The 25,217-nt window shown below is 72.4% G+C and carries 20 protein-coding genes and 4 pseudogenes; 11 read left to right on the top strand and 13 right to left on the bottom strand.

Annotated features, from left to right (window positions below):
• Positions 1-268: 268 nt before the first annotated feature.
• The 3 genes from uca to ABZX65_RS01075 are packed head-to-tail and all read right to left on the bottom strand — an operon-like array spanning position 269 to position 5,489.
• Positions 269-3,865, bottom strand: coding sequence for an urea carboxylase (gene uca, locus ABZX65_RS01085; protein WP_355332965.1), 3,597 nt, complete (start codon positions 3,863-3,865; stop codon positions 269-271).
• Positions 3,862-4,623 (bottom strand): urea amidolyase associated protein UAAP2, encoded by a 762-nt coding sequence (locus ABZX65_RS01080; protein WP_355332962.1) that lies wholly within the window; start codon positions 4,621-4,623, stop codon positions 3,862-3,864. Before ABZX65_RS01080 ends, uca begins: the two co-directional genes overlap by 4 nt.
• Positions 4,620-5,489 (bottom strand): urea amidolyase associated protein UAAP1, encoded by an 870-nt coding sequence (locus ABZX65_RS01075; RefSeq protein ID WP_355332959.1) that lies wholly within the window; start codon positions 5,487-5,489, stop codon positions 4,620-4,622. The genes ABZX65_RS01080 and ABZX65_RS01075 overlap by 4 nt, the downstream gene beginning before the upstream one ends.
• Before the next feature lie 233 nt (positions 5,490-5,722).
• On the opposite strand from ABZX65_RS01075, the gene ABZX65_RS01070 reads away from it, so the two are divergent.
• Positions 5,723-6,295, top strand: coding sequence for a TetR/AcrR family transcriptional regulator (locus tag ABZX65_RS01070; protein ID WP_355333582.1), 573 nt, complete (start codon positions 5,723-5,725; stop codon positions 6,293-6,295).
• Between the two features lie 42 nt (positions 6,296-6,337).
• Here ABZX65_RS01070 and ABZX65_RS01065 read toward each other — a convergent pair whose 3' ends face one another.
• Complete coding sequence (locus ABZX65_RS01065) at positions 6,338-6,778, bottom strand: VOC family protein (protein ID WP_355332956.1); 441 nt, start codon at positions 6,776-6,778, stop codon at positions 6,338-6,340.
• 189 nt (positions 6,779-6,967) lie between these two features.
• On the opposite strand from ABZX65_RS01065, the pseudogene ABZX65_RS01060 reads away from it, so the two are divergent.
• Positions 6,968-7,750: pseudogene (locus ABZX65_RS01060) on the top strand (DUF1731 domain-containing protein); the annotation flags it as partial.
• 64 nt (positions 7,751-7,814) lie between these two features.
• Positions 7,815-8,594, top strand: a complete 780-nt coding sequence (locus tag ABZX65_RS01055) for an SDR family oxidoreductase (protein ID WP_355332954.1) — start codon at positions 7,815-7,817, stop codon at positions 8,592-8,594.
• Positions 8,595-8,661: 67 nt separating this feature from the next.
• On the opposite strand, the gene ABZX65_RS01050 is transcribed toward ABZX65_RS01055, so the two are convergent.
• Positions 8,662-8,907 carry a hypothetical protein gene (locus tag ABZX65_RS01050; RefSeq protein ID WP_355332951.1) on the bottom strand — a complete coding sequence of 82 codons (246 nt, stop codon included), beginning with the start codon at positions 8,905-8,907 and terminating at the stop codon, positions 8,662-8,664.
• Positions 8,908-9,042: 135 nt separating this feature from the next.
• Between ABZX65_RS01050 and ABZX65_RS01045 the strand changes: the two genes are divergently transcribed.
• Positions 9,043-9,582 carry a GNAT family N-acetyltransferase gene (locus tag ABZX65_RS01045; protein ID WP_355332949.1) on the top strand — a complete coding sequence of 180 codons (540 nt, stop codon included), beginning with the start codon at positions 9,043-9,045 and terminating at the stop codon, positions 9,580-9,582.
• Positions 9,583-9,710: 128 nt separating this feature from the next.
• On the opposite strand, the pseudogene ABZX65_RS01040 reads toward ABZX65_RS01045, so the two are convergent.
• The 5 genes and pseudogenes from ABZX65_RS01040 to ABZX65_RS01020 all read right to left on the bottom strand — a co-directional run.
• Positions 9,711-9,874, bottom strand: a pseudogene (locus ABZX65_RS01040) (diadenosine tetraphosphate hydrolase); the annotation flags it as partial.
• A gap of 35 nt (positions 9,875-9,909) precedes the next feature.
• Complete coding sequence (locus tag ABZX65_RS01035) at positions 9,910-11,088, bottom strand: ABC transporter permease (protein WP_355332948.1); 1,179 nt, start codon at positions 11,086-11,088, stop codon at positions 9,910-9,912.
• 158 nt (positions 11,089-11,246) lie between these two features.
• Complete coding sequence (locus tag ABZX65_RS01030) at positions 11,247-11,933, bottom strand: ABC transporter ATP-binding protein (protein ID WP_355332945.1); 687 nt, start codon at positions 11,931-11,933, stop codon at positions 11,247-11,249.
• A complete protein-coding gene (locus tag ABZX65_RS01025; protein WP_355332944.1) occupies positions 11,930-13,381 on the bottom strand; it encodes a peptidoglycan-binding domain-containing protein in 1,452 nt (483 codons plus the stop codon). The genes ABZX65_RS01030 and ABZX65_RS01025 overlap by 4 nt, the downstream gene beginning before the upstream one ends.
• Positions 13,382-13,509: 128 nt before the next feature.
• The gene (locus ABZX65_RS01020; protein WP_355332941.1) at positions 13,510-14,205 is read right to left on the bottom strand and encodes a hypothetical protein; all 696 of its coding nucleotides are present in this window, start codon (positions 14,203-14,205) and stop codon (positions 13,510-13,512) included.
• Positions 14,206-14,316: 111 nt separating this feature from the next.
• On the opposite strand from ABZX65_RS01020, the gene ABZX65_RS01015 reads away from it, so the two are divergent.
• On the top strand, positions 14,317-15,045 hold the full coding sequence (locus ABZX65_RS01015) for a response regulator transcription factor (RefSeq protein ID WP_355332939.1): 729 nt from the start codon (positions 14,317-14,319) through the stop codon (positions 15,043-15,045).
• Positions 15,046-15,094: 49 nt separating this feature from the next.
• Positions 15,095-16,927, top strand: a complete 1,833-nt coding sequence (locus ABZX65_RS01010) for a HAMP domain-containing sensor histidine kinase (protein WP_355332936.1) — start codon at positions 15,095-15,097, stop codon at positions 16,925-16,927.
• A 10-nt stretch (positions 16,928-16,937) separates the two neighbouring features.
• Here ABZX65_RS01010 and ABZX65_RS01005 read toward each other — a convergent pair whose 3' ends face one another.
• A complete protein-coding gene (locus tag ABZX65_RS01005) occupies positions 16,938-17,066 on the bottom strand; it encodes a hypothetical protein (RefSeq protein WP_355332934.1) in 129 nt (42 codons plus the stop codon).
• A 342-nt stretch (positions 17,067-17,408) separates the two neighbouring features.
• Between ABZX65_RS01005 and ABZX65_RS01000 the strand changes: the two genes are divergently transcribed.
• Positions 17,409-17,528: an integrase gene (locus ABZX65_RS01000; protein ID WP_355332931.1), complete on the top strand. Its 120-nt coding sequence runs from the start codon at positions 17,409-17,411 to the stop codon at positions 17,526-17,528.
• On the opposite strand, the gene ABZX65_RS00995 is transcribed toward ABZX65_RS01000, so the two are convergent.
• The gene (locus tag ABZX65_RS00995; protein ID WP_355332928.1) at positions 17,509-19,101 is read right to left on the bottom strand and encodes an amino acid permease; all 1,593 of its coding nucleotides are present in this window, start codon (positions 19,099-19,101) and stop codon (positions 17,509-17,511) included. The two genes, ABZX65_RS01000 and ABZX65_RS00995, sit on opposite strands and share 20 nt — an antisense overlap.
• A 154-nt stretch (positions 19,102-19,255) precedes the next feature.
• Between ABZX65_RS00995 and ABZX65_RS00990 the strand changes: the two are divergent.
• A pseudogene (locus ABZX65_RS00990) lies at positions 19,256-19,585 on the top strand (PadR family transcriptional regulator); the annotation flags it as partial.
• Positions 19,585-19,854 (top strand): annotated as a pseudogene (locus ABZX65_RS00985) (ABC transporter permease); the annotation flags it as partial. The pseudogenes ABZX65_RS00990 and ABZX65_RS00985, both read left to right, overlap by 1 nt.
• Positions 19,855-20,125: 271 nt before the next feature.
• Here the strand turns inward: ABZX65_RS00985 and ABZX65_RS00980 are convergent.
• Positions 20,126-21,064: a siderophore-interacting protein gene (locus tag ABZX65_RS00980; protein WP_355332925.1), complete on the bottom strand. Its 939-nt coding sequence runs from the start codon at positions 21,062-21,064 to the stop codon at positions 20,126-20,128.
• 433 nt (positions 21,065-21,497) lie between these two features.
• Between ABZX65_RS00980 and ABZX65_RS00975 the strand changes: the two genes are divergently transcribed.
• Both ABZX65_RS00975 and ABZX65_RS00970 read left to right on the top strand, forming a co-directional pair.
• Positions 21,498-23,111 carry a cellulase family glycosylhydrolase gene (locus tag ABZX65_RS00975; RefSeq protein ID WP_355333579.1) on the top strand — a complete coding sequence of 538 codons (1,614 nt, stop codon included), beginning with the start codon at positions 21,498-21,500 and terminating at the stop codon, positions 23,109-23,111.
• 279 nt (positions 23,112-23,390) lie between these two features.
• On the top strand, positions 23,391-25,097 hold the full coding sequence (locus ABZX65_RS00970) for an MFS transporter (RefSeq protein ID WP_355332923.1): 1,707 nt from the start codon (positions 23,391-23,393) through the stop codon (positions 25,095-25,097).
• Positions 25,098-25,217 lie beyond the last annotated feature (120 nt).

The raw sequence follows: 25,217 nt of genomic DNA, 5'->3' as shown, positions 1-25,217 counted from the left end.
GGCCGCTCATTGCCGCTGGGGCTAGTCCTCAATCGCCGGACGGGCTGATTTTGCTTCTGGCGCGTCGCACACGCCTGGCCGCATGCGGGGCGAGTGCTTGCCGCTCAGCCGGTGGGCTGATTTTTGCTTATGGCGTCGTGCGCCCGGCGGGCTGGTTGGGCCTTTGGGGTGCCCGTGAGGGGGCCCGTGGGGTGGGTTGCCGATCGGCGGTGGCGGCACAAATCAGCCCCGCCGGCGATTGAGGCGGCGTGAGCCGGAAGGGGGTGGGTTAGGGGGAGAGAGTCAGGAGGGGGGTGCCGGGGGTGACTTGGTCGCCGGGGGAGACGAGGACTTGGGCGACGGTGCCGCCGGTGGGGGAGGTGACGGGGGACTCCATCTTCATGGCCTCCAGGGTCAGGAGGTGCTGCCCGGCCGCGACGCAGTCGCCGGGGCGGACGGCGATGTGCCAGACGGCGGCGGCGAATTCGGCGTCGACCGTACGGCCGCCGGGCGGCACGGTGACGGCGGCGGGGGCCGGGACGGCGGCGGCCGAGTCGTCGGTGCGGGCGAACTCACCGGCGGCTTCCCACGCGTCGCGCTCTGCGGCGAACGCGGCCCCCTGCCGGGCGCGGAAGGCCGCGATGGACTCCGCGTTGTCGGCGAGGAACCGCTGATGGTCCGCGAGGGCGAAACTCCCGTCCTCCACCCGCAGCGGCAGGCGCCCGGCCGCCATGTCGGCCCGGAGGTCGAGGAGTTCGTCGGCGGAGACCGGATACCACTTGATGCGGTCGAAGAAGCGCAGCAGCCACGGCTGTCGGCGGGCGCGGCTGGACCAGACCTGGATCGTACGGCCGACGAACTGGTAGCCGCCGGGCCCTTCCATGCCGTAGATGCAGAGGTAGGCCCCGCCGATGCCGACGGAGTTCTCCGCCGTCCAGGTGCGCGCCGGGTTGTACTTGGTGGTGACGAGCCGGTGGCGCGGGTCGAGCGGCGTGGCGACGGGCGCGCCGAGGTAGACGTCGCCGAGCCCGAGCACGAGGTATTCGGCGTCGAAGACGGTCCGGTACACGTCGTCCACGGAGTCGAGACCGTTGACGCGGCGGATGAACTCGATGTTCCACGGGCACCACGGCGCGTCGTCGCGGACGCCCGCCATGTAGCGCTCGATGGCCTCACGCGTGGCGGGGTCGTCCCAGGACAGCGGCAGGTGCACGGTCCGGCTGGGCACCACGAGCCGGTCGGTGGGCGGCAGTTGCTCCTCGGCCTCGCGCACGGCGTCGAGCAGTTTGGCGGTGGGCAGCGCGCCCGGGTCGGCGTGGATCTGGAGGGAGCGGATGCCGGGTGTGAGGTCGACGACGCCGGGCAGGCGTTGGGCGGCGAGGTGTTCCGCCAGGGCGTGCACCCGCATCCGCAGCGCCAAGTCGAGCTGCATGGGCCCGTATTCGACGAGCAGATTGTCGTCGCCGCTGCGGCGGTACGTCACGGCCGGGCGTGTCGCGGTCGCTTCGGCGCGCCCGAGGACACCCCCGTCGGCGATGACGGGCCGCGACGGCGTCGGCATGGTCGCGGGCGCGCGCCGCAGCCCGGCGGCGGCGTCCTCGCTGACCGGCACGAATCGTACGGTGTCGCCCGGCCGGAGCTGCCCGAGCTTCCAGCGCTGACCGGTCACGACGGTCGCGGGGCACACGAATCCGCCGAGCGAGGGGCCGTCGGGACCGAGCAGTACGGGCATGTCGCCCGTGTAGTCGACGGCGCCGACCGCGTACGGCGTATCGTGGATGTTGGACGGGTGCAGTCCCGCCTCGCCGCCGTCGGAGCGCGCCCAGCGCGGCTTCGGGCCGACGAGCCGTACGCCGGTGCGCGCGGAGTTGAAGTGCACGCTCCACTCGGCGGCGTAGAAGTCGCGGATGTCGTCCTCGGTGAAGAACTCCGGCGCGGCGTGCGGGCCCTCGACGGCGCCGATCAGCCACCGCGTCCCCCACTCCGGCCGCAGCGAGGCCGGTACGGGGCCGCTCGCCTCCGTCGTCGTACCGCCGTGCAGGACGTCACCGACGCGCAGCGCCCGGCCGCCGTGGCCGCCGAATCCGCCGAGCGTGAAGGTGGCCGCGCTGCCGAGGAAGCGGGGGACGTCGAGGCCGCCCGCGACCAGCAGATATGTGCGCAGCCCTGCCGCCTCCGGCGCGCCGATGTCGAGCAGCGCGCCCGCCGGTACGGTGACCGGCTCCCAGCGCGGCACCGGGTGTCCGTCGACCGTGACGGTCGCGGGGGCGCCGGTCACGCAGACGGTGGTGGGGTGGCTGAAGCGCAACGCCGGTCCCTGGAGGGTGCATTCGAGGCCGGGCGCGCCCTCGTCGTTGCCGAGCGCTTCGTTGCCGAGCCGGAAGGACAGGTCGTCCATCGGGCCGCACGGCGGAACGCCGACGTGCCACAGACCGGTGCGGCCCGGCCAGTCCTGGACGCTGGTCAGGGTGCCCGCGCGGACCACGTCGATCCGGCGGGTGGGGTCGGTGACCGCGTCGAGGGTCGCGGTGCTGTGCGTCGCGGCGTGCAGCGCCGGATCGGCGACGGCGGCCCGCAGCAGCCCCAGATTGGTCTCGATGCCGTCGATCCTGGTCGCGGCGAGGGCGTCCGCGAGCCGGGAGAGGGCCTGCGCCCGGTCGGCGCCGTGCGCGATCACCTTGGCGAGCATCGGATCGTAGGAGGTGGTGACCTCGGTGCCGGTCTCGATCCAGGCGTCGACGCGGACCCCCGGCGGGAAGACCACCTCGGTGAGCCGTCCCGCGCTCGGCAGGTGGCCGCGCGTGGGGTCCTCGGCGTAGATCCGGGCCTCCACGGCGTGTCCCACTCGCTTTGTCGACAGGTCAATCGGCGTGTCGTCGCCGGTGCTCAGCGGTGTGTCGCCCTGCGCGAGCCGCAGCATCCACTCCACGAGGTCGACGCCGTACGTCTCCTCGGTCACCGGATGCTCCACCTGGAGACGGGTGTTGACCTCCAGGAAGTACGCCTGGCCGCGCGCCGCGTCGTACACGAATTCCACGGTGCCCGCCGAGCGGTAGTCGACCGAGGCGCACAACGCCCGCGCGCTGAGCGCCAGTCGCTCCCGCAGGGCGTCGGGCAGGCCGGGCGCGGGGGCCTCCTCCAGGACCTTCTGGTGGCGGCGCTGGAGCGAGCAGTCGCGGTCGCCGAGGGTCAGGACGCGGCCGTGGCCGTCGCCGAAGACCTGCACCTCGACGTGCCGGGCGCTCTCCACCAGCCGTTCCAGGAAGACGCCCGCCGAGGAGAAGCTGGCCGCCGCTACACGCTGCACCGAGCCCCAGGCGTCGGTGAGTTCGGCGGGGGAGTGGCAGGCGCGCATGCCGATGCCGCCCCCGCCGCCGGTCGCCTTGAGCATCACCGGATAGCCGAGCGACGCGGCGGCCGTCAGCGCGCTGTCCACGTCGGGCAGCAGTCCGGTGCCGGGCAGCAGCGGCACCCCGGCCGCCTCCGCCGCGGCGCGCGCGGTGTGCTTGGCGCCGAAGAGTTCGAGCTGGTCCGGGGTCGGACCGACGAAGGCGAGCCCCGCCGCTTCGCAGCGGCGCGCGAAGTCCGCGTCCTCCGACAGGAATCCGTAGCCGGGGTGGACGGCGCCCGCGCCGGTCTCGCGGGCCGCCGCGAGCACCGCGTCCACGTCCAGATAGCTGGACTTGGCCGGTGCGGGGCCCAGCCGTACGGCGGCGTCGGCCAGGTGCACGTGCGGCGCGGCGCGGTCGGGGTCGGAGAAGACCGCGACCGTGCGCAGCCCCATCCGGCGGGCGGTGCGGATGATCCGGGCGGCGATCTCGCCGCGGTTGGCGACCAGCAGGGTGTCGAAGCGCGCGGGGGCGCGCTTCACGGGCTCGTCGGTCATCGGACCGCCTCTCCGGACGGCGCGCCGACCGTGTCCCCGGCCCGGCCCGGCGTCCTGACCGTCATCAGGACCGGGGTCGGATCGAAGCCGTTGCAGGGGTTGTTGATCTGCGGGCAGTTGGAGACCAGGACCAACACGTCGGTCTCGGCGCGCAGTTCGACCTCAAGGCCGGGCGCGGAGATGCCGTCCACGATGCCGAGGGCGCCGTCCTCCTCGACGGGCACGTTCATGTACCAGTTGACGTTGCTCACCAGGTCGCGCTTGCCGAGGCCGTAACGCGCGCCCTCGGAAAGGAAGTTGTCCACGCAGGCATGCTGCGACCACGTGTGGTGGCCGTACCGCAGGGTGTTGGACTCCTTGGAGCACGCGCCGCCGATCGTGTCGTGCCGCCCGCAGGTGTCGGCGACCACGGTCATCAGCGGGGTGTGCTCGTTGGACAGCAGCACGCTGCCGGTGGTCAGGAAAAGGTTGCCCTGGGCCTGTACGGTGTCGGGCGCGCTGTAGCGGACAGCGGTGTCGTGGGCGTCGTAGACCAGGAAGTCCACAGCCTGGTTGCCGTGCAGGTCGGTGATGGTGAGGTGGCCGCCCGCCGGGATCACCGCGGACCAGGGTGCCCGCGCCGGTACGGTCACGGAGGTCGCGCCGCCCCGGGGGGACGGGCCCTCGGTACGGTCCTGGCCGCCGGTCCGGTCCGCGCCGTCCGCGCCGTCCGCGTCGTCCGTACGGCCCCGGTCGTCCGTCACATTCTGGCCGTTCATACGATCCCCCTGGCGGTCAGGTGTTCCGCGGTGTTGAGGAAGGCGCGGCGGCCCTCGGGTGTCGCGTCCCACAGCGGGTCGCCGGGCGCGGTGGCGGCGCCGGGCCGTGCGCGTACCTCCAACGGGCCGCAGGTGTAGGCCGGTCGGGGGTCCAGCGGGTGCGGCACATTGGCCAGCAGTACGGTCAGCGGCTGCTCGGCGCGCAGGGTCACGCTCGTGCCGGGCCCCGCGGAACCGATGAACTCCAGTGCCCCGTCGGGCTCCACGCGCAGTCCCTGGAAGAAGGAGAGCGACGGCGGGAGGTCGCGGGCCCCCAGCCCGTTCTTGGCGGCGGCCAGCAGGAACAGCTCGCGGCCCGCGGGGGAGCGGCCCTGCGCCGAACCGTCCCCGTACCGCGCGGTGTTGCGCGCCGCCGACGACGTACCGCACAGCGTGTCGTGCCGCCCGCTGGTGTCCGAGACCAGGGAGGCCAGGACGCGGCCCTGGTCGGACAGCAGGAGGCGGCCCGCGCCGAGATACGCGTTCCACTGGACCTTGACGGTGTCGGCCGCGTTCAGCCGCTCCCAGGGGCGGCCGTCCACGAAGAGCAGGACGTGCGCGCACGCGTCGCCGGTCGGGTCAGCGAGCCGCAGCTCGCTGCCGCGGGCCAGCACCTTGTGGGTGTAGCCGCCGCCCGCCACGGTCTCCGACCACAACAGGCCCTCGGGCGCGGGCACTTGAGGCATCGCGGCGGCGCGGGCCCCTTCCTGGGCGCGGGCGTGCTCCCTGGCCTCGTACGTGGTCCCGGTCGGGCGCGGGGCCCTGCGGGATGTCCTGCGGGCCGTGCTCTGGCCGGTCTTCCTTCCACCGGTCGTCCCTGTCGCCACGGGGCTGCACCTCCGTCGTCTCACGGCTCCTGCTCCACACGAATTTCTGTCGCTCGACAGAAATTAGGCGGCAGTGGCTTCACGGCGATTGCCCGGTTGTTGCCGCCCGGTTACCGGCCCCTCACCGGACTGCCCGCCGTCGTCGTCGCGTCGCCGCGTGCGACGATCGGCGGGTGAGCACGAGCGGAAAACGGGTCGGCAGGCCGCGCGCCCAGCAGCGACCGGACAGCGGCATGAGCGTGCGCGAGGAACTGCTCGCGGCGGCGGCCGAACTCTTCACCACGCGCGGCTACACCGCCACCACCACGCGGGCGGTCGCCGAGCGGGCCGGGATGCGGCAGGCGTCGATCTACCACTACGTCGGCGGCAAGGAGGATCTGCTCGCCGAACTCCTCGAAGGCACGGTCACCCCGTCCCTCGACCTGGCCCGCGCGCTGCTCGCCGACGACACCCGCCCCGCCGAGGCCCGGCTCTGGGACCTGTGCCGCTACGACGCCGAACTCCTCTGCGCGGGGCCGCACAATCTCGGCGCCCTCTACCTCCTGCCCGAGGTCGCCGCCGAGCGCTTCACCGCCTTCCGCCGCGCCCGCGCCGACCTCAAGGCCGCCTACGCCCGCCTGCTGGCCGCCACTGCCCCGGGGCGCGCGCTGCCCGCTCCCGAACTGGCCCTCCGCACCGACCTGATCTTCGCCCTCATCGAGGGCGTCATCCTCGTGCACCGCTCCACCCCGGCCCGCCCCGTCCCCGCCTTCGCCCGCGCCGCCGCCGACGCGGCCCTGCGCATCGCGGACATCCCCGCTCCCTGAGCCGGGGGACCGCCGAGGAGGTGGCCGAACTGAGCTGCCCGCTCAGCTCAGTTGCTCGGCCAGCCCGACGATGATGCCCTCCGGGCCCCGGACGTAGCAGAGCAGGAAGCTGTCCTCGAACCGGGCGATCTCGCCGAGGACTTCGGCGCCGTGCGGGCGCAGGCGGGCCACGGTGTCCTCGATGTCGTCGACGGCGAACATGACGCGGTGGGTGCCCAGGATGTTGTGGGGCCGGTCGCGCGGTCCGCCGCTGATCGCCTCGGGGCTGCGGTACTTGGCCAGTTCGAGCCGGCTGTGACCGTCCGGGGTCCTGACCATCGCGATGTCGCAGTGGACGCCGTCGAGTCCGGTGCACTGGTCGGCGAAGCGCCCCTTGACCTCGGCCCTGCCCTCCAGCTCCATACCGAGGTCCACGAAGAACGCGATGGCGGCGTCCATGTTCTCGACGACGATGCCGACGTTGTCCATCCGCTGAATGGCCATGCTGGTCTCTCCTTCGTCCTCGCGCGGCCGGTGGCGGCCGCCGCTGTCCCTGGGACGGAGCCGGTGGCTCGTTCTCGACATCTCTCGTGCCCGACATCGCTCGCCCTCGGCATTTCTCGTGCCCGGCATCGCTCGTCCTCGACATCTTCGGGCAGGGGCCGCGCCGCCGCGCGCCCTGAGCGCACCGGCGTCTCCTGCCGGTACACCGCCGAGAACCGGCAGGTCATGATGGACTCCCGGGTGGATTCGGCGCGGGCGGTCGGAAAGGCGATCGCCGCCGCCGCGCGGCCACCGCGCCTCTGGCTCCAGATGAGTACGGCCACGGTCTACGCCCACCGCTTCGACGCGGCACACGACGAGGCGACCGGAGTGATCGGCGGCTCGGAGGACGGAGTGCCGGACTACTGGGCGTACAGCGTCGCGATCGCCGAGAACTGGGAGCGCGCGCAGACCGAGGCGCCGACCCCCGCGACCCGCAAGGTGGCGCTGCGCTCGGCGATGGTCATGAGCCCGGACCGGGGCGGTGTGTTCGACGTGCTGTCACGACTGGCGCGCCTCGGGCTCGGCGGTCCGGTCGCCGGTGGCGCGCAGTACGTCTCCTGGATCCAGGACGAGGACTTCGTGCGGGCGGTGGAGTTCCTGATCGCGCGCGACGACATCGAGGGGCCGGTGAACCTCGCCTCGCCCGGCCCCCTTCCCCAGCGCGCCTTCATGCGGGCGCTGCGCGCGGCCTGGGGCGTCCCGCTGGGGCTGCCCGCGACGCGCTGGATGGCCGAGCTGGGGGCGTTCGCGCTGCGCTCCGACACGGTGCTGCTGCTCAAGAGCCGTCGGGTGGTGCCGGGGCGGCTGCTCGCGGCCGGGTTCACTTTCGCCTGTCCCGAGTGGGGGAGCGCCGCCACGTCCCTCGTGGAGCGGTCCAGGCCGCGGCGTGTTGCCACGAAGCGGGTCCGTGAATCGGGCGATGCCGCGTAACCGGCCACGGGCCTGCGGCTGACCTGGTCGTTGTCGCCGCGGGCCCGCCGTTTAGGATCCGGGCATGACGTCACAGACCTACCTCTCCGAACTGTTCTCGCTGGAGGGACGGGTCGCCGTGGTGACCGGCGGCAGTTCCGGCATCGGCCGCGCTGTCGCCGGGGCCCTCGCACACGCGGGGGCGAGCGTCGTGGTCGTGGCGCGCCGGGAGGCGGAGCTGGCCGCGACGGTCGGCGAGCTGGCAGCCGACGGCTGCCGGGCGGCCTGGGTGAGCGCCGACCTGAGTACGCGCGACGGCATGCGCCTGGCCGCCGAGGAGGCGGTCGAGGCGTTCGGCGAACCCGACATTCTCGTCAACTCCGCCGGGATCAATCTGCGGCCCCCGATGGGCGAGTTGGGCGAGGACGTGTGGGACACCACGATGGCGGTCAACCTGGAGGCGCCCTACCTGCTGGGGCAGCGCTTCGGGCCCCGCATGGCGGAACGCGGCTTCGGGCGGATCATCCACATCACCTCCCAGCAGGCGCACCGGGCCTTCGTCCAGAGCGGCGCCTACGGCGTCTCCAAGGGGGCGCTGGAGTCACTGGCCCGCTCGCAGGCCGAGGCGTGGTCGCCGTACGGCGTCACGTGCAACACCCTGGTGCCCGGATTCGTCATGACCCCCCTCAATACGCGCCTGTCGTCCGACCCCGAGAAGGTGGCGGTCCTGGCCGCCCGCACGATGGTCGGGCGCAACGGCCTGCCCGAGGACTTCGCGGGCGCGGCGGTCTTCCTCGCGAGCCGCGCCTCCGCCTACGTCACCGGCCAGGCGGTCTTCGTCGACGGCGGATTCTCCGTTCACTGACGGGGCGGGAGGACGGGGTGGGCCCCGGCAGGACGCGGTAGGGCCCGGTGCGAGCGGGTGCGGTCGCTCACGCGCCGGGAGGCCGCACGGGCGGCCACTCTTCGCTGCTCTCCTGCCGGAACAGCCTCCCGGACACATGAAGGGCCTGTTCCGGCAGCCACCCCTCGCAATAGTCCGGGTCGCCACGGAACGCCAGCGCCAGGCGCCGGACATGCAGGCAGGGCCACTGCTCCACGTCGATGCGGAAGAAGCTTGTGAACAGCGAGCCCGGTTCGATGCGCGAGCACGTGACGCAGCCCGTGAACATCACCATCCTCGACGCGAAAGCCGCGTCAAGGCGTCGGCGGAGTTGCGGAGTTGAGCCATTGGCCGCCCAGGGTATCCGGGACGTTCGCGGGAAGAGCCCGGTAACCGGCCCCCTGTCGGCGCCGCCCCATAGGCTTTCGCCATGAACGACGACACGCGTGTGATACGGATCAGGCCGGGCAGCCCGGCCGACGCACCAGCCGTGTTGGACATGCTCGACTCCGCGGTGGTCTGGATGAACGATCGCGGCAATACCGAGCAGTGGGGCACGACACCGTATTCGAAGAAGCCCGGTGGTGCGGAGCGGGTCGAGCGGTACATGACCGAAGGTGCCCCACATATAGCGGAGTTGGGCGGAGCGCCGGTCGGGGCCATGGTGCTGGACTCCGGGCCCAGTCCCCAGATGCCGATCGCCCCGGCCGGAGAACCCGAGCGGTATGTACGGCTGTTGGTCTCCGACCGACGGCACGCCGGTCTCGGCATCGGGGCGACGCTGCTGGCCCATGCCGTGCGGGAGACCCGGCGGGCAGGCGTCGACCTGCTGCGGGTCGACTGCTGGGCGGGCGGCGGCGGCGAACTCGTCGCGTTCTACGAGCGCAACGGCTTCGTTCCCACCGATCCTTTCCTGTTCGGGACGTTGCCGGGACAAGTGCTGGCCCGACGGGTCGGCGCGCATCGCTGACCGGGAGAGACGCCGGAATCCACGTCAAAGGCCGGGCCCGCGCGGCGTTGACGGGCGCTCACGTCCGTGCGCATCGGCGCCCACCAGCAGCATGACCCCTGCGGGACACGCACCACGTCACCCATCGGACGCGACCGATCCAGTTCGCTCCCGATCCCGTCCCGCAGTACGTCATGCTGCGGCCCCAGCCTGAAGCCCTCGTCGGTCCACCGGTCGCCCGGATACAGCCACACAGGCTTGCCCACCAGATCGGCCGGCTCCCACCCGAACGCGGCCAGACGTGGGCATGCAAGTGAGCTCACGCCCGCGCGGGACCGCGGCTGCTTCTCAGGTGGCGCTGAGGGCCTGAGTCGGCGTCAGCCGGGAGGCCCGTACCGACGGGTAGGCGCCGGCGATCATGCCGATCAGGACCGCGCCCAGCAGGCCCGCGGCGAGGGCCGCAGGCGGGATGACCGTCGGCCAGCCCTGGTAGGCGCAGTAGGCGAAGCTCGCCGCGACCCCGATCAGCGTGCCCGCCGCGCCACCGATGCCGGACAGCACGGCCGACTCGGTGAGGAACTGGGCGCGGATCTGGCCGCGGTTGGCGCCGAGGGCCCGGCGCAGGCCGATCTCGCGGCGGCGCTCCAGGATGGAGATGTACATGGTGTTGGCCACGCCTATACCGCCGACCAGCAGGGCGACGGCCGCGAGGCCGAGGAAGAGCGCGGAGAAGGTGGTCCGGGTCGCCTGCTTGGCGGCGAGCACCGACGAGGGGTTGCTGACCCGGACGACGCCCGGCAGCCGCGGGTTGACGGTGGCGGGCAGGACGGCGTGCACCGCGTCGATCTCGTCGTCCGGGGCCTTGACGTAGATCACGGTGGGGCTGCGGTGGAAACCGAGCTCGGTCGCCGCGATGTCCCAGCCGACCAGCACCGACGTGTCGAGGTCCGGATGCAGCGGCACCGGCTTGAGGATGCCCGCCACGCTGAACCACGTCTTCCCGACGAAGATCAGCGGCGGTGTCCGGCCGGTGAGGACCTCGGGGAAGCCGAGCCGATTGGCTGCCGTCGCACCGAGGACGGCCACCGGGAACCGCTCCGTCGCCGCGGTGAGGAACGTGCCGGACGCCATGCTGCCGTTGACGGCGGGCAGCAGGTTGAGCTGGGTGGCGAGTGTGGTCAGCCCGGTGGCGTAGGTGGCCGGGATCTTGTCGGAGCGTTCGACGGGCAGATTGAGGTTGGCCACCGCGCTGGCGATGGTGACCGGGCCGATCCGGGAGACCATCGCCACCGACTCCGGCGGCAGGACCACGGCGGGTTTCGCGTTCGGGTCGTAGCTGACCTGGAGCATGTTGGTCCCCAGCGCGGTGAGCTGGTTGAAGAGGGATCGCTGGCTGGACGCCGGGATGCTGGTCACGACGATGAGCGTGGCGATGCCGATGGATATACCCAGCGCGGACAGCGCGGCGCGCAGCTTGCGGGTGCGGATGCCGAGAAGGCCGAGCCCGAGCAGGTCGAAGGGCGCCAATCGGACCGGCGCCGTGCGCAGGGGCGGTCGTGCGGCCCGCGCGGGAGCGGGCCCGGCCCCCGTACGAGCGGGTGGACCCGCGGCTGAATCCGAGTCAGAACCGAGGCCGGGACCAGAACCATGGCGGGGCGGCTGTCGGCGGGCCGCGTCGGGACCGCTCATACCGGCTCCCCCTGCCGGATGTCGGCGACCAGGCGGCCGTCGAGGATTTGGAGCCGGCGAGGCAGCCGGGCGGCGATGCCCAGGTCGTGTGTGATGACGGCGATGGTCGTGCCTTCCTCGTTGAGCCGGCCCAGCAGGTCCAGGACCGCCGTCCCGTTGGCCGTGTCCAGCGCGCCGGTCGGTTCGTCGGCCAGCACCAGCGCGGGATCGTTGACCAGCGCCCTGGCGATGGCCACGCGCTGCTTCTCACCGCCCGAGAGCTGGTGCGGCAGATGCGCGGTCCGCCGGGCCAGGCCGACCCGCGCCAGGGCCTCCAGTGCCAGCCGCCGCCGGTTGCGCCGGGGGACCCCCGCGTACAACAGGCCGGTGGCGACGTTCTCGGCGGCGCTGAGCCCCTCGGTGAGGTGGAACTGCTGGAAGACGAAACCGAGCCACCGCCCGCGCAGCGCCGACAGGCGCCGGTCGGAGAGCAGCGCCGCGTCCTGCCCGGCGATCTCCACCACGCCGCTGGTGGGACGGTCCAGGGTGCCCATGATGTTGAGCAGCGTGGACTTGCCGGAGCCGGAGGGACCGACGATGCCCAGCAGTTCGCCTTCCTCGATGGTCAGCGAGACCCGGTCGAGGGCGAGAACGCCGCCGGGGTAGGCCATGCTGGCGCCGCGTACAGCCAGGACCGGGCTCACGCGGCCGTCACCACCCGGGTGCCGGCGGTGATACCCGTCCCGGTGATCTCGACGAGACCCTTGGCGAACATCCCGAGGCGCACCGCGACCAGGGTGCCGCTCCTCAGCTGCACCGCGTAGCCGCCGCCGCTGAGCGCCAGCAGCGCGCCGACCGGCACCGCCAGCACCCCCTTCTCGACCTTGCCGGTGAACTCGACCTGCACGGGGGCGGAGTCCAGGTTCCGTACGTCGGCCGGCCGGTCCAGCGCCACCGAGACGTTCTGCTGGGGCGCGTTGCCGGAGTCGTCACCCGAGCCGCCGTCCGCCGAACCCTGCTCCTTGACGGTGGTGCTCACCGTGGCGACGTGGCCGGGCGTGGTGGAGCTGTCCGGCAGGGTGACGACGACACGGTCGTTCTCCTTGATGCTGCTCACGGCGTCCGGGTCGGCGGGCACGGTGACGGTCTTGTCGGCCAGGGTGACGGACATCAGCGGCTCGGCGGCGGGGTCCCCGAGGGCCGCCTGCACTCCGCTGACCCGGACCCTGCCGGGCAGCACCACCACGTCACCTGGGCTGAGGGTGCCGGTGGCCGGAAGGCCGAACGTCCGCTGAAAGCGCTTCAGCGCCGCCATGAGGGACGAGGTGAGCACACCGTCCCCGCGCCGCACGACGACCGTCGTCGGCGACGCCGGGGGCGCCGCGGGCGGGCCGTCGCCGGGCGGGGCCGTCGTACCGGCGGTCGCGGATGCCGGCCCGGAGCCCGAGCCGGCGCCGGGAGCCGAGCCCGCACCCGATCCGGAGCCGTGGCCCGGTCCTGAGCCGTCCGTGCCGGAGGTCGCGGACCCGCTGCCCGCCGCGGGCGCGTCGGCCTGCCGGATCGTGCTGCCGACGGACGGCTGCGCGCCGATGTCGTAGCCGAGCGCCTTCAAGTTCGCCGCGACCATCGCCACGTCCCGGCCCACCAGCCCCCGCCGGTCCAGCGGCCGGAACAGCGGGGTGCTGCCGTAGAAGAGCATGACGGGGTGGTCGTCCACCCGCAGCAGCGGACGGCCGCGGGACACGTTCTCCCCCTGCGCGGGGAGCTGGGTCACCGTGCCGGTGCCCGCGCCCTTGACCGTCACCGGTTTTCCGAAGCCCAGCGTCCCGCTGAGGCTCTGCGAGCTGGACAGGTCGGTACGCACCACGGCGACGGTCTGCACCGGCGTCGACGCCGTCCCCCGGCCGGGGGACCTGCTGTCGTGGTGCATGACGACCGCCCCCACGGCCGCTGCCGCGACGGCTGCCGCCACCCCGAGGCCGACGAGCGCCCGCCCGCCCGGCCGCCGGGACGGCGCGGCCGACTCCTCGTCCCCGCGGCCGTCGTCGCCCGGCGGTCCGCCCCCGTCCCCGGCCCCGGCCCCGAGCAGATCACCGCCGGGCGACGCACCGCCGCCGCCCGCCCGGTGTCTGGGGCTCTTGCTGTCGGCCATGACCCGGCCCCTCTGTTTCATCATCGGTCGCACACGTACTTTCCGAGCTCCTGTTCACCACGGCCGCTGCCCGGCCCGGTCGGCGGCGGCCGTCACGGCACCGCCCCCGCGCACCCGCTCCCGTTTCCCTACGGGTACACGTGCGAGTACACCTGGATGTGGCAGGCCCGCTCCGCCGCCATGGCCTTCTCGCCCTGCTCCTGGGTGCGGGGCGCCCGCACGTAGGTCCAGCTCAAGCCGCCCTCGTAGGCTCTGACCGTCTCGTAGCCCTTGCGGTTGATGCAGTTCACCTCGTCCCGCACGTAGTCCCTGGCGTGCGGGTTGTCCGGGTCCTCGCTGGTCGGCATGAGCGGCTCCTTCGACTCGCAGGCGATGATCGCGGCCCGCGGGGCACCGTCCTTCACGCCGATTGCCTGGATTCCGCCCTGCTCCTTGCCCGCACCCCCGGTCTCGCGAGTGGCACCGTGCTGGATCAGGCAGGACGCGTAGGCGTTGGTGAGGCGCATCTGGGTCGCGGGGGAGTCGTCGAGCCGTATCTGGGGACGACCGGAGGCGCTGTTGGACGGGTCGGGTGCCGGTGCCGCCGGGTTTTCGCCCGCCGCTGACGTCGAGGACCCCGACGACGGCACCGAGCCCGGTGCGGGCGGCGAGGTGGCGGCGAGCGATGCCACACCGCTGCCGCGGGCACCCTCGGAGGAGTGGGAACCGCCGCACGCGGTCAGGGAGGCCAGCGCGGTGACCGCGGCCAGACCGGCGGCGGTCAACGCCGCGTGACGGGACAGGCTGCGGCGGCGGAAGGGCGTGGCTGGGGTCGTGATCGGCATGACCACATCGTGGACAAGGGGTGTGGGCACCTGGTCAGAGACTTGTCAGAATTCTGTTTTTCGTATTTCCGTTCTCTTCGGATCGCACCTGTACGGCTCTACAGTCGTCGCATGAGCGCACGTGTCCTGGTCGCGGAGGACGACGAGACGCACGCCGAACTCCTCCAGCGGTATCTGGAGCATGAGGGCCACGGCGTGGTCGTCGCCCGCGACGGCCGTGAAGCCCTCGACCAGGCCCGCAGATTCCGGCCCGACCTGCTCATCCTCGACGTGATGATGCCCGAGGTGGACGGCATGGACGTGTGCCGGATCCTGCGCCGGGAGTGCGACGTGCCGATGCTGATGCTGACCGCGCGGACGGACGAGGAGGATCTGCTGCTCGGCCTCGGCCTGGGCGCCGACGACTACGTCACCAAGCCGTACAGCCCGCGGGAGTTGATGGCCCGGGTACGCACGCTCCTGCTCCGCTCCCAGCGGTCCGGCGGGTGGTCGCGGCTCACCCTGCACGTGGGCGGCCTCACCGTCGATCCGGCCCGGCACCAGGTGTGGATCGACTCCGATGTCGTGGACTGCACACGCGGCGAGTTCGAGATCCTGGCGGCGATGGCCGCGAAGCCCGACCGGGTCTTCACCCGCGCCCAACTGCTGCGGGAGGTCTCCGGCACGGACGCGTACACCTCCGAGCGCACCATCGACATGCACGTCATGAACCTGCGCCGGAAGACCGAGGCCGATCCGCGCCGCCCGGCGCGCCTGGTCACCGTCTTCGGGGTGGGCTACAAGTTGACGGACGGTGCGAACGGCCGGGACCGCACGGATCGCGGCCACCGTGCCCCGTAGCGACAGCCGCACCCGTAGGAGCCGTACCCGTAGCAGACGCGGCGTCCCGTTGCGCAAGAGCCTGATGGTGCGGCTGCTCGCCACCTCCGTGCTGATCGCGGTCTGCTCCATCGCCGCGACCGCCTGGCTGGCCGCGACGACCACGTCCCACGCGCTGCGGCAGGAGCAGGGGCAGGTACTGGCCCGGGACGCCCAGGTCTACGACGCGCTGCTCGGCTACGCGGCCACCCACCGCAGCTGGGACGCGGTGGCCCCCGACGTGGCGTCGCTGGCCAAGCGCACCGGGCGCCGTATCGTCCTGACCACCCCGCAGCGCCGGACGCTGGCCGACTCCGCGGCGGCCGACCACGCCGCACTGCCCGCCGCGGTGTCCGCGGTCGTCAACCCGCTCGCGGTGGACTCCTCACTGACCGGTGGCACCGGCGCCACCCCGATCGACCCGCGGGCTGTCGGCCCCTATCGCCTCACCGCCGCGGAGCGGACGGCACTCGCGGCCTCGGCGCGGAGCATCACCGGGTGCCTGCTCAAGCTGGGCGAGCCGTCGCAGATCAGCTACGCCCCCAGCGGCCGGCCCCGGGTCACCACCGAGTCCCTCACCGCCGCCGCCCCCGTGATCCCCGACGTGTGCGGCGGCCAGAGCAGGATCCTGACCCGCCCCACCCCGACCGAGGCCGCCGCCCTCCACCAACTGGAGGGCCTGGTCAACCCGTGTCTGCGCCGCCAGGGGATGTCGCCCATCCGGATCGGTCTCGACTACATCGGCCCGCAGTCGATCGAGACGCTCTACGCGCCCATGGACGCAGGCCGGATCACCGAGGGCTGTGTCGAGGACGGGCGCCGCGAACAGCTCGCTCCCTACGTGGCGCCCAGTGCCCTGCTCTTCGTCACCGGCGTTCCGGGCGCCGACACCACCGGCTTCGCCCTGACCGGTGCGAACGCCGTCCGCATCGTCGAGGTCGCCGCCCTGGTGCTCACGGTCACCGTCGCCGCCGCTGTGCTGATGTCGACCCGGCTGATCAGGCCGCTGCGCACCCTGACCGAGGCCGCCCAGCGGCCCGACCAGGCGCGCAACCGGGTCCCGGTCTCCACCGACGACGAGATCGGCTCGCTCGCGGTCGCCTTCAACGACCTGTCCGCGCGCCGCGAACGCCTGGAGGACCAGCGCAAGGCGATGGTCCGGGACGTCGCCCATGAGCTGCGCACCCCGCTGAGCAACATCAGGGGCTGGCTGGAGGCGGTCGAGGACGGCGTGGCGGTCGCCGACCGGCCCCTGACCTCGCGGCTGCTGCGTGAGGCGCTGCTGCTCCAGCACATCATCGACGACCTGCGTGACGTGGCCGCCGACGACGCGCACACCTTCCGGCTGCACACCGAGCGGGTCCGGGCCGCGGAGGTCGTGGAGTGGGTCTGCGCCGCCCACCGTGACGCCGCCCGCACCGCGCGGGTCGCGCTGACCTGGTCCGCGGAAGGCGATCCGGAGCTGACTGCCGACGCGCTGCGGCTGCGGCAGGCCGTCGGAAACCTGCTGTCCAACGCGGTCCGGCACACCCCGCCGGGCGGCAGCGTCGAGGTCCGGACGTCCGTCCGGGACCGGTCGGTGCTGATCGAGGTCGCCGACACCGGCAGCGGCATCAGCGATGAGGAGCTGCCGCACGTCTTCGACCTCTTCTGGCGGTCGGAGAAGTCCCGCAGTCGGCTGACGGGCGGCAGCGGCCTCGGCCTTGCGATCGTTCGCCAGTTGACTGAGGCGCACGGCGGCCGGGTCACGGTGTCCAGCACTTTGGGCGCGGGGTCGCTCTTCACCCTCCACCTGCCGTCCGCCGCCGCACCGCCTCTGCGGCGCGACCCCGCCGGGGCGGCGAAGGACCGCCGGGAGCGCTGAGCTCGACACCTCAGGTGAACACGACGGCCTCGCCGCCCAGGATCACGCCGGGTTCCAGCGCCGTCCCGACCGCTTTGAGGTCGGGCCAGGATGTGGTGCTGTCCCGGCCGGGGCAAGAGATGGCTCGCTGCTCCGTCACCCCAGGTATCACCCGTCGGCGCCAAGGGCGGCCTCGTTGGCGTGCAGGCGGTGATGACCGCGGCGCGGTCCGCGGGGTCGAGACCGCGCATGACGCGTTCCCGGGCAGAGGCGCTGCCAGAGAGCCATTCGCCGATCGGTGCGGCGTAGGCGGGGGCGATGGCGACGATGCGGCGGCGGCCGATCCGCCGGTCGACGTGGGCACGAATTGGGAAGCGGATGCGCGAGGACGCGAACCGCGTCCTGATCGCTGTCGGATCGGTGGCGCGGGTGCCCGAGAAGCTGACGCTCCACGGGCTCCGCGACTGGTACGCCGTCGTGTCCGATCAAGAACAACGAGAACGTGAAGACCGTTCAGGTGCGACTCGGCCACAGCAAGCCGTCGATCACGCTCGACGAGTACACAGGCTTGTGGCCGGTGGGCGACGACACCACGGCGGCTGTCATGGAGTCGGCGCTGTAACTGGTGCCCCTTCGGGGGCGATGTGCCCCCGATGTGCCCTCAGGGTCCGCCAGAGGAAGCCCACGAGCAGCACGGCCAGCAGAAATAGCAGGGTGAACCACTGGAAGTACCAGTGGCCGCCGGAGGGGTCGTAGACGGTGGCGCGGGGCCAGGCGAGGTTGACGGTCATGGCGAGGCCGTAGAGGAGGGCGAGGGCGTTGACGGGGAGGCCCCAACGGCCCAGGGAGAACAGGGGGTTGCCGGAGGGGTCGGTGGCCGGGGGGAGGGGGGAGCGCAGGCGGCGCAGGAGTTGGGGGCCTGTGACCATCGCGTAGGCGAGGTAGAGCATGACGATGCAGGTGGTGCCGATGGCGAGAAAGGCGTCGGGGGAGCCGAAGTTGAGCAGCAGGAGGGCCGCGGCGAGCACGCCGACGACGAGGGCGGGGGCGGCGGGCTGGCCGGTGCGGGGGGAGACGCGGGCGAGGGGCCCGGAGAAGGGCAGTGCCCGGTCGCGGGCCATCGAGAAGAGCATCCGGGTTGCCGACGTCTGGATGGCGAGGGTCGCCACGGTGACGGCCACCGCGACGTCACAGAGCAGCGCGCGCCCGACCCCGTCGCCCAACCGGCTGGTGAGCACGTAGGACAGGCCCTCGGTGCCGAGCCGCCCGTCGGTGAGGCTGGGCGCGGCCAGCAGGGCGGCGAGGACGAGGAGCGTGGCCAGGGCGCCGGCCGCGGCGAGCGCGGACAGGATCGTACGGGGCGCGACGCGCTGCGGATCGCGGGTCTCCTCGCTCATCTCGCCCGCGCTGTCGAAGCCGATCATCACGTACGCGGCGGCGATCGAGCTGACGAGCAGCGCCGACGAGCCGCCCCCGCCGTGCACGGTCACCGACGGCGTGCGGTCGGCGTGCGTGAAGAGCAGCGTGACGATGAGCACGGCGCCGATGATCTCGGCGGTCACGCCGACCCGGTTGACCAGCGACATCACCGTGTTGTCGAGGAGGTTGACGACGGTGGTCAGGACGAGCAGCGCGATCCCGAGCAGCGCCGCGTTGGCCGCGCCGTCCGACGAGACCGGTGACGTATCGGTCCCGATGAGCTGGAAGCCGGACCAGACGGCGGGCAGGACGACCTGGAGGGCGAGCGCGGCGGCGGCCACCACCACGACCTGGCCGATGACCATGATCCAGCCCGCGTACCAGCCGAAGACGGCGTTGCTCAGCCGGGTCGACCACTGGTAGACGGCGCCGGAGATCGGGTAGCGGGCGGCGAGTTCGGCGAAGCAGGCGGCGACGAGGAGTTGGCCGATCAGGACGGCGGGCCAGGTCCAGAAGAAGCGCGGGCCGCCGAAGGAGTAGCCGAAGGCGAAGAACTGGAAGACGGTGGTCAGCACCGAGATGAAGGAGAAACCGGCGGCGAAGGACGCGTACCGGCCGAGGCTGCGGTGCAGTTCCTGGCGGTAGCCGAAGCCCGCGAGCCCCGCGGTGTCGGTGCCCGCGGTGTCGGTGCCCGGCGCGTCGGTGCCCGCGGCGTCGGCGGCGGTGCCGTGGTCCGGCGGGTCTGAGCGGACCTCGGAAGGTGCGGTGGCGGTCATGGGCCTGGCCCCCTGTCACGAATTCCTGTCGGGCGACAGAAATTAGGGACTCGGTGTTTCGCCGGAATGACACGGCCGTGTCGCGCGCGGGCCGAAGTCCTCACCCCGCCTCGCGCGCGGGCGCCTCACCGCGCGGGAGCACCGACGGCCCGCGGAGAAGCACGGCTTTGTGGAGGTCGCGGGCGTCCAGCGGCAGGGCAACCGGCCGGAGCGCACGCTCTACGGGCTCACCGCCGAGGGCCGCACCGAGATGCACGACTGGCTCGCCGACATGGTGGCCGTGCCCGCCAGGGAGTACCCCGCCTTCGAGTCCGCGCTGTCGCTGATCATGGCGCTGCACCCGGACGAGGTGGCGGAACTGCTCGCCGAGCGGGCCAACACGCTGGAAGTGCACAGCGCGGCCCTGCGCGGCGTCCTGGACAAGCTGGACGGTGGACTGCCCCGGATCTTCGTGGTGGAGACCGAATTCCAGGCCCACATGGTCGCGAGAGCATCATCGGCATCAACATGTTCCTGCTGCCGCCGCTGACCTTCCTGTCCTCCGCCTTCATGGCACCCGGCCTGAGGCCGTCCTGGATGCGGCACATCGCCGACGTCAACCCGGTCAACTGGGCTCTGGTCGCGGGCCGTTCCGCGACGTCCGCCGACCCCGACCGGGGCGACGTCCTCAGCCGCGGCGGCGGCCTGCTCGCCCTGGCCCTGGTCGCGGTGTGGCTGTCGACCCGCACCTTCCGCTCGTACCAGAAGTCGGTCCAGCCCTCCGGTCCGAGCGGCATCAACGGTCCGAGCGGCATCAACGGCCCGAGTGGCGAAGGCGGCTCCCGGCGGCAGCGGTTCGCCCCGCGCGGCGGACGGCCCGCCCCCGGTCACCCACTCGGGCCGAACGGGCGGCGGGCCGCTGCCGCGCGTGTCCACGGCCGGGAGACGCTCCATCCGCGGCCGGGGGACGTTCCATCCGCGGCCGGGCGGGCAACGGGTCGGCCCCGCTCCCCGTCCGTCACCGTCAGGGACGCCCGCCGCGCGCTCAGCGCCCGGCGCCGCTTTCCTGCTCGCGCTCCACCTGCTCGTTCCACTCCCGCTTGGACGCCTGCCAGCCGTCCTCGTCGGCGCCGCGGCGCCAGTAGCCCGAGATCGACAGGCGCTCGCGGGGGATCGAGCGGTCGAGGCGGAGGTGGCGGCGGAGGTCCTTGACGAAACCGGCCTCGCCGTGGACGAAGACCTGGACGTCACCCGGCGGGAACTCCAGACCGGTGACGGCCTCGACCAGCGCCTCGCCGACCGGCCGGGCACCGCGGTGCAGCCAGACGATCTCGGCGTCGCCCGAGGTGGCCAGCTTCTGCTCCTCCGCCGGGCCCTCGACCTCCACGAAGACCTTCGCCCGTGCCCCCGGCGGCAGTTGCTCGACCGCCGCGGCGACGGCGGGCAGCGCGCTCTCGTCGCCCGCGAGCAGGTGCCAGTCGGCGGCGGGGTCGGGCGCGTAGGCACCGCCGGGGCCCATGAAGTAGATGCCGTCGCCCGGCCGGACACCGGCCGCCCAGGGCCCGGCCAGCCCTTCGTCGCCGTGGTGGACGAAGTCGATCGTCATCTCGGGCGCGACCGGGTCCCAGGCGCGCACGGTGTACGTACGGGTGGTCGGCCACTGCTCGCGCGGCAGGTCGCGGCGGACGGCCTCCATGTCCAGCGGCTCGGGGTACGTGACCCCGGGAGGCGCGAAGACCAGCTTGACGTAATGGTCGGTGTAGTCGCCCACGGGAAGCCCGGCGAGCCCGTCGCCGCCGAGCACCACCCGGATCATGTGCGGGGTGACGCGCTCGGAACGGATCACGCGGGCGTGGTTCAGCCGCGGCGCCCGGCGCGCGGGGCGCTCGGCGGCGGCGGGTGCCGCCCGCTCCTCGGCCCGCGGGTCCTGCGTCGCCTCGCCCGTCTGCTGGTCCGTCGCCCGCCCCACCGGTCGGTCTGCCATGGGCGTGCTCCGCTCTCTCGGTGCTGTGCCGTACTGCGTGGTTCGCGCTGCGCCCGGACTGTTCCCCCAGGCTTAGTTAGGTAAGCCTAACTGATTACGGGCCAGGTGTCGGCGACCCCGCTCGTACGACTCCCTGACCCCGCTCCGACACCTCTTCGGTACTGCCCCCGGCCCCGCCCCCACTCGGCTTCACTACTTGAAGCCTGTGTTTCCTCTTGACGCCACTCGCGTGTCCTCGCTTCCATACGGTTACGAATGGGAGCGCTCCCACCAGGCTTCCGCCGTCCACCCCCACCACGAACTGAAGCGTTCCGTCCCCCCACCGAGAGGAATCGCCACCGTGGTCCCCTTTCCGGGCTCGCTGAGCCCCCTGAGAAAAACGAACAGGCTGCGGGTCTTTCTGGCCGCCGCCGTCGCGGCGGCGCTGCTCGCGCTGCTCTCCCTCGCCGGACAGACGCACGCCACGGCGGCGGGCGCGCCCGCGGCTCCGGCGGCGGCCGAGGCCGCCACCGGCTACTGGCACACCAGCGGACGCCAGATCCTGGACTCCACGGGCAAGTCGGTCCGCATCGCGGGCGTCAACTGGTTCGGCTTCGAGACCAGCAACTACGTGGCCCACGGCATCTGGTCGCGCGACTACAAGAGCATGATCGACCAGATGAAGCAGCTCGGCTACAACACGATCCGACTGCCGTACAGCGACGACATCTTCAAGGGCACGATGCCCTCCAGCATCAACTACTCCGGCGGCATGAACGCCGACCTCCAGGGCCTCAACTCCCTCGGCGTGATGGACAAGATCGTCAACTACGCCGGTTCCATAGGGCTGCGGGTCATCCTGGACCGGCACCGTCCGGACTCCGGCGGCCAGTCCGCGCTCTGGTACACCGCCGCCGTCCCCGAGTCGACCTGGATCACCAACCTCAAGGCGATGGCGACCCGTTACCTGAACAACCCGGCGGTCGTCGGCATCGACCTGCACAACGAGCCGCACGACCCGGCCTGTTGGGGCTGCGGCGACACCACGATCGACTGGCGTCTGGCGGCCGAGCGCGGCGGCAACGCCGTCCTCGGCGTCAACCCCAATCTGCTGATCTTCGTGGAGGGCGTCCAGACCTTCAACGGGACGTCCGGCTGGTGGGGCGGCAACCTGATGGGCGCGGGGCAGTACCCGGTCGAGCTGAACGTGGCGAACCGGGTGGTCTACTCGGCGCACGACTACGCGACCAGCGTCGCCCAGCAGCCGTGGTTCAGCGACCCGAGCTTCCCGGCGAACATGTCGGCGATCTGGGACAAGTACTGGGGCTATCTGTTCAAGCAGAACATCGCCCCGGTCTGGGTCGGCGAGTTCGGCACCACCCTCCAGTCGACCGTCGACCAGACCTGGCTGCGGACGCTGGTGGACTACCTGCGGCCGACCAGCACCTACGGCGGCGACAGCTTCAGTTGGACCTTCTGGTCGTGGAATCCCAACTCCGGTGACACCGGCGGCATCCTCAACGACGACTGGACGACGGTGAACACCGTCAAGGACGGCTACCTGGCCAGCATCAAGGCGCCCGGCTTCGGCGACTCGGGCGGCACGACCGGCGGCACCACCAACGGCGGTACGTCGACCGGCACGTCGTCGGGCACGTCGAGCGGCACGTCCTCCGGCACCTCGTCGGGCACCTCCTCCGGTACGACGACCGGCACGTCGACCGGTACGACCTCCGGCTCCACCGGCGGTCCGACCGGCGGCAGTTCCGGCTGCACGGCCACCTGGCACACCGACAACCAGTGGAGCGGCGGCTTCACCGCCACCGTGACCGTGGCCAACTCCGGTACGGCCGCGACCAAGAGCTGGAAGGTCACCTGGACGTGGCCGGGCGGGCAGCAGGAGACCAGCGGCTGGAACGCGGACATCCACCAGGCCGGAGCGGCGGTGACCGCGGGCAGCCTCGCCTACAACGCCGCGCTCGCCCCGGCCGCCACGACCACCTTCGGCCTCCAGGGCACCTCCAGCGGCACCCTCGGCGCACCCGCGCTGACCTGCACCGCCACCTGACGCACCACTGATGTGCCGGCGCTCCCCGCGGGGCGCCACCGACCGGCGGGTCCCGTCCAGGGGCCCGCCGGTCCCCGTTGCGCGCGGGGCCGGCGCGGCCCGCCCCGGCCTAGATGCGACGCGGAATTGACCCCGTGCAGACCCCTAGGCATACCGACCAGTCGGTACTAGCCTCTGGCCACACCTTCGGGGCCGGCCGCACCGCACCCCCGAGGGGCCGCAGCAGTGCCGTCCCCGTGCCACTCCACCCGGTCTCCAAGCATCTCCAGGAGGAGCCGTATGTCCGCCACCCCGACGCCGCTCGACGCCGACAGACCCGGGCCCGACGCCCGGTCCGCAGGCGCCCGTACCGCGCTCAGTCGGCTCTACCGCCGTGACCTGGCCGAATATCCGGCCACTGGGCGTCGTATGGCGTATCTGGCGATCGTGGTGATCACCACGGTCGTGCTGTACTACATGCTCTACATCCAGTACGCGGTCGCCACGTCGATCATCACGCACTTCGACATGACCTACCGCTACTTCGTGTGGGTCTCGGTGATCGGCAACGCGGTGGGCGCCTTCGCCTCGCTGGTGGCCGGGCTCGCCGACCGCTGGGGGCGGGCGAATCTGGTGGTCTACGGGCTGCTCGTCGCGTCGCTGCTGGTCTTCCTCGGACTGCCGAACGCGGGCGGCAAGACCACGTATCTGGTGCTGTTCGCGCTGGTCAGCTTTATCGAGGGCATCGTGCTCGTGGCCACGCCCGCGCTGATCCGCGACTTCTCGCCGCAGGTCGGGCGGGCCACCGCGATGGGCGCCTGGACGATGGGGCCGGTGATCGGCAGCCTCGTCGTCACCACCGTCACCAGCAACACCCTGGACACGTCGAGCTGGCAGGACGAGCTGCGCTACTCCGGCGTCTCCGGTCTGGTGGTCTTCGTGATCGCGATCTTCGCGCTGCGCGAGCTGTCCCCCGGACTGCGCGACCAGATCATGGTGACGCTGCGGGACCGGGCGCTGGTCGAGGCGCGCGCCAAGGGCATCGACCCGCAGGCCGCGAGGCGCGGCGAGTGGCGGCAGATGCTCCGGCTCGACGTGGCGGGCTCCGCGCTGGCGATCTCGCTCTTCCTGCTGCTGTACTTCGCGGCCGTCGGCAACTTCGTCGTCTACTTCGCGACCACCTACGGCTACACCGAGCAGCGGGCCAACGCGGTCGCGAACTGGTACTGGGCGGCGAACGCCATCGCCCTGGTGGTGATCGGCGTGATCTCCGACCGGCTCAAGGTGCGCAAGCCGTTCATGATCGTGGGCGCGGTCGGTTCCATCGTGGTGACCGCGATCTTCGCCTCCCGCGCCACCCACCCCACCACCGGCTACTACACCTTCGCGTGGCTGTTCATCGGGATCGGCGTCTTCAGCGGCATCGCCTACGGGCCGTGGATGGCGAGCTTCACCGAGACCGTCGAGAAGCACAATCCGGCGGCCACCGCGACGGGCCTGGCGGTGTGGGGCTGGACGATCAGGATCGTGGTCGCGGTCTCGGCCGCCTTCATCCCGGTGCTGGTCACCTCCGTCACCCCGCTGGTCGACCATGGCGCCGAGGTCACCGTCGCGCAGCAGCAGGCGGCGCCCGCGCTCGCCGTCGTCAACGCCCATCCCCAACTCTTCGCGGAACTGGGCAAGTACCCGCCGGGCAAGGCGCCCGCGGCCCTCACCCAGCAGGCGGTCCAGGAGGTCGGCCCCGCCGACCTCGCCGTGGTCCAGAAGGCGCAGCCGCAGTTGGCGGTGCTCACCAAGTACGGCGCCAAGGTGCAGAAGGCCGCGCACGACGGCCCCGGCCAGTGGCGTACCTGGTGGTGGATCTGTGTCGGCGGCCAAGTCCTCTTCCTGCCGTTCGTGTTCGTGATGGCCGGTCGCTGGAGTCCCAAGCGGGCCAAGCAGGACGCCGATGAGCACCAGGCGGCGGTGGACCGCGAAATGGCGGCGCTCGCGGCGGAACCCGCCTGAGGCACACGGCACATCCGCGAAATCGCCCGCCGTGCTCAAGAAATGACACAGCGTCAGTCATGCGGGGGTAATGGCCCGGTCATGGGCCCGTCAGGTGCCTCGGCGCCCGGCGGGCCCATG

The organism is Streptomyces sp. NPDC003300, from assembly GCF_040610915.1.
Classification (GTDB): Bacteria; Actinomycetota; Actinomycetes; order Streptomycetales; family Streptomycetaceae; genus Actinacidiphila.
This window is presented reverse-complemented; position numbering and strand designations above follow the sequence as displayed.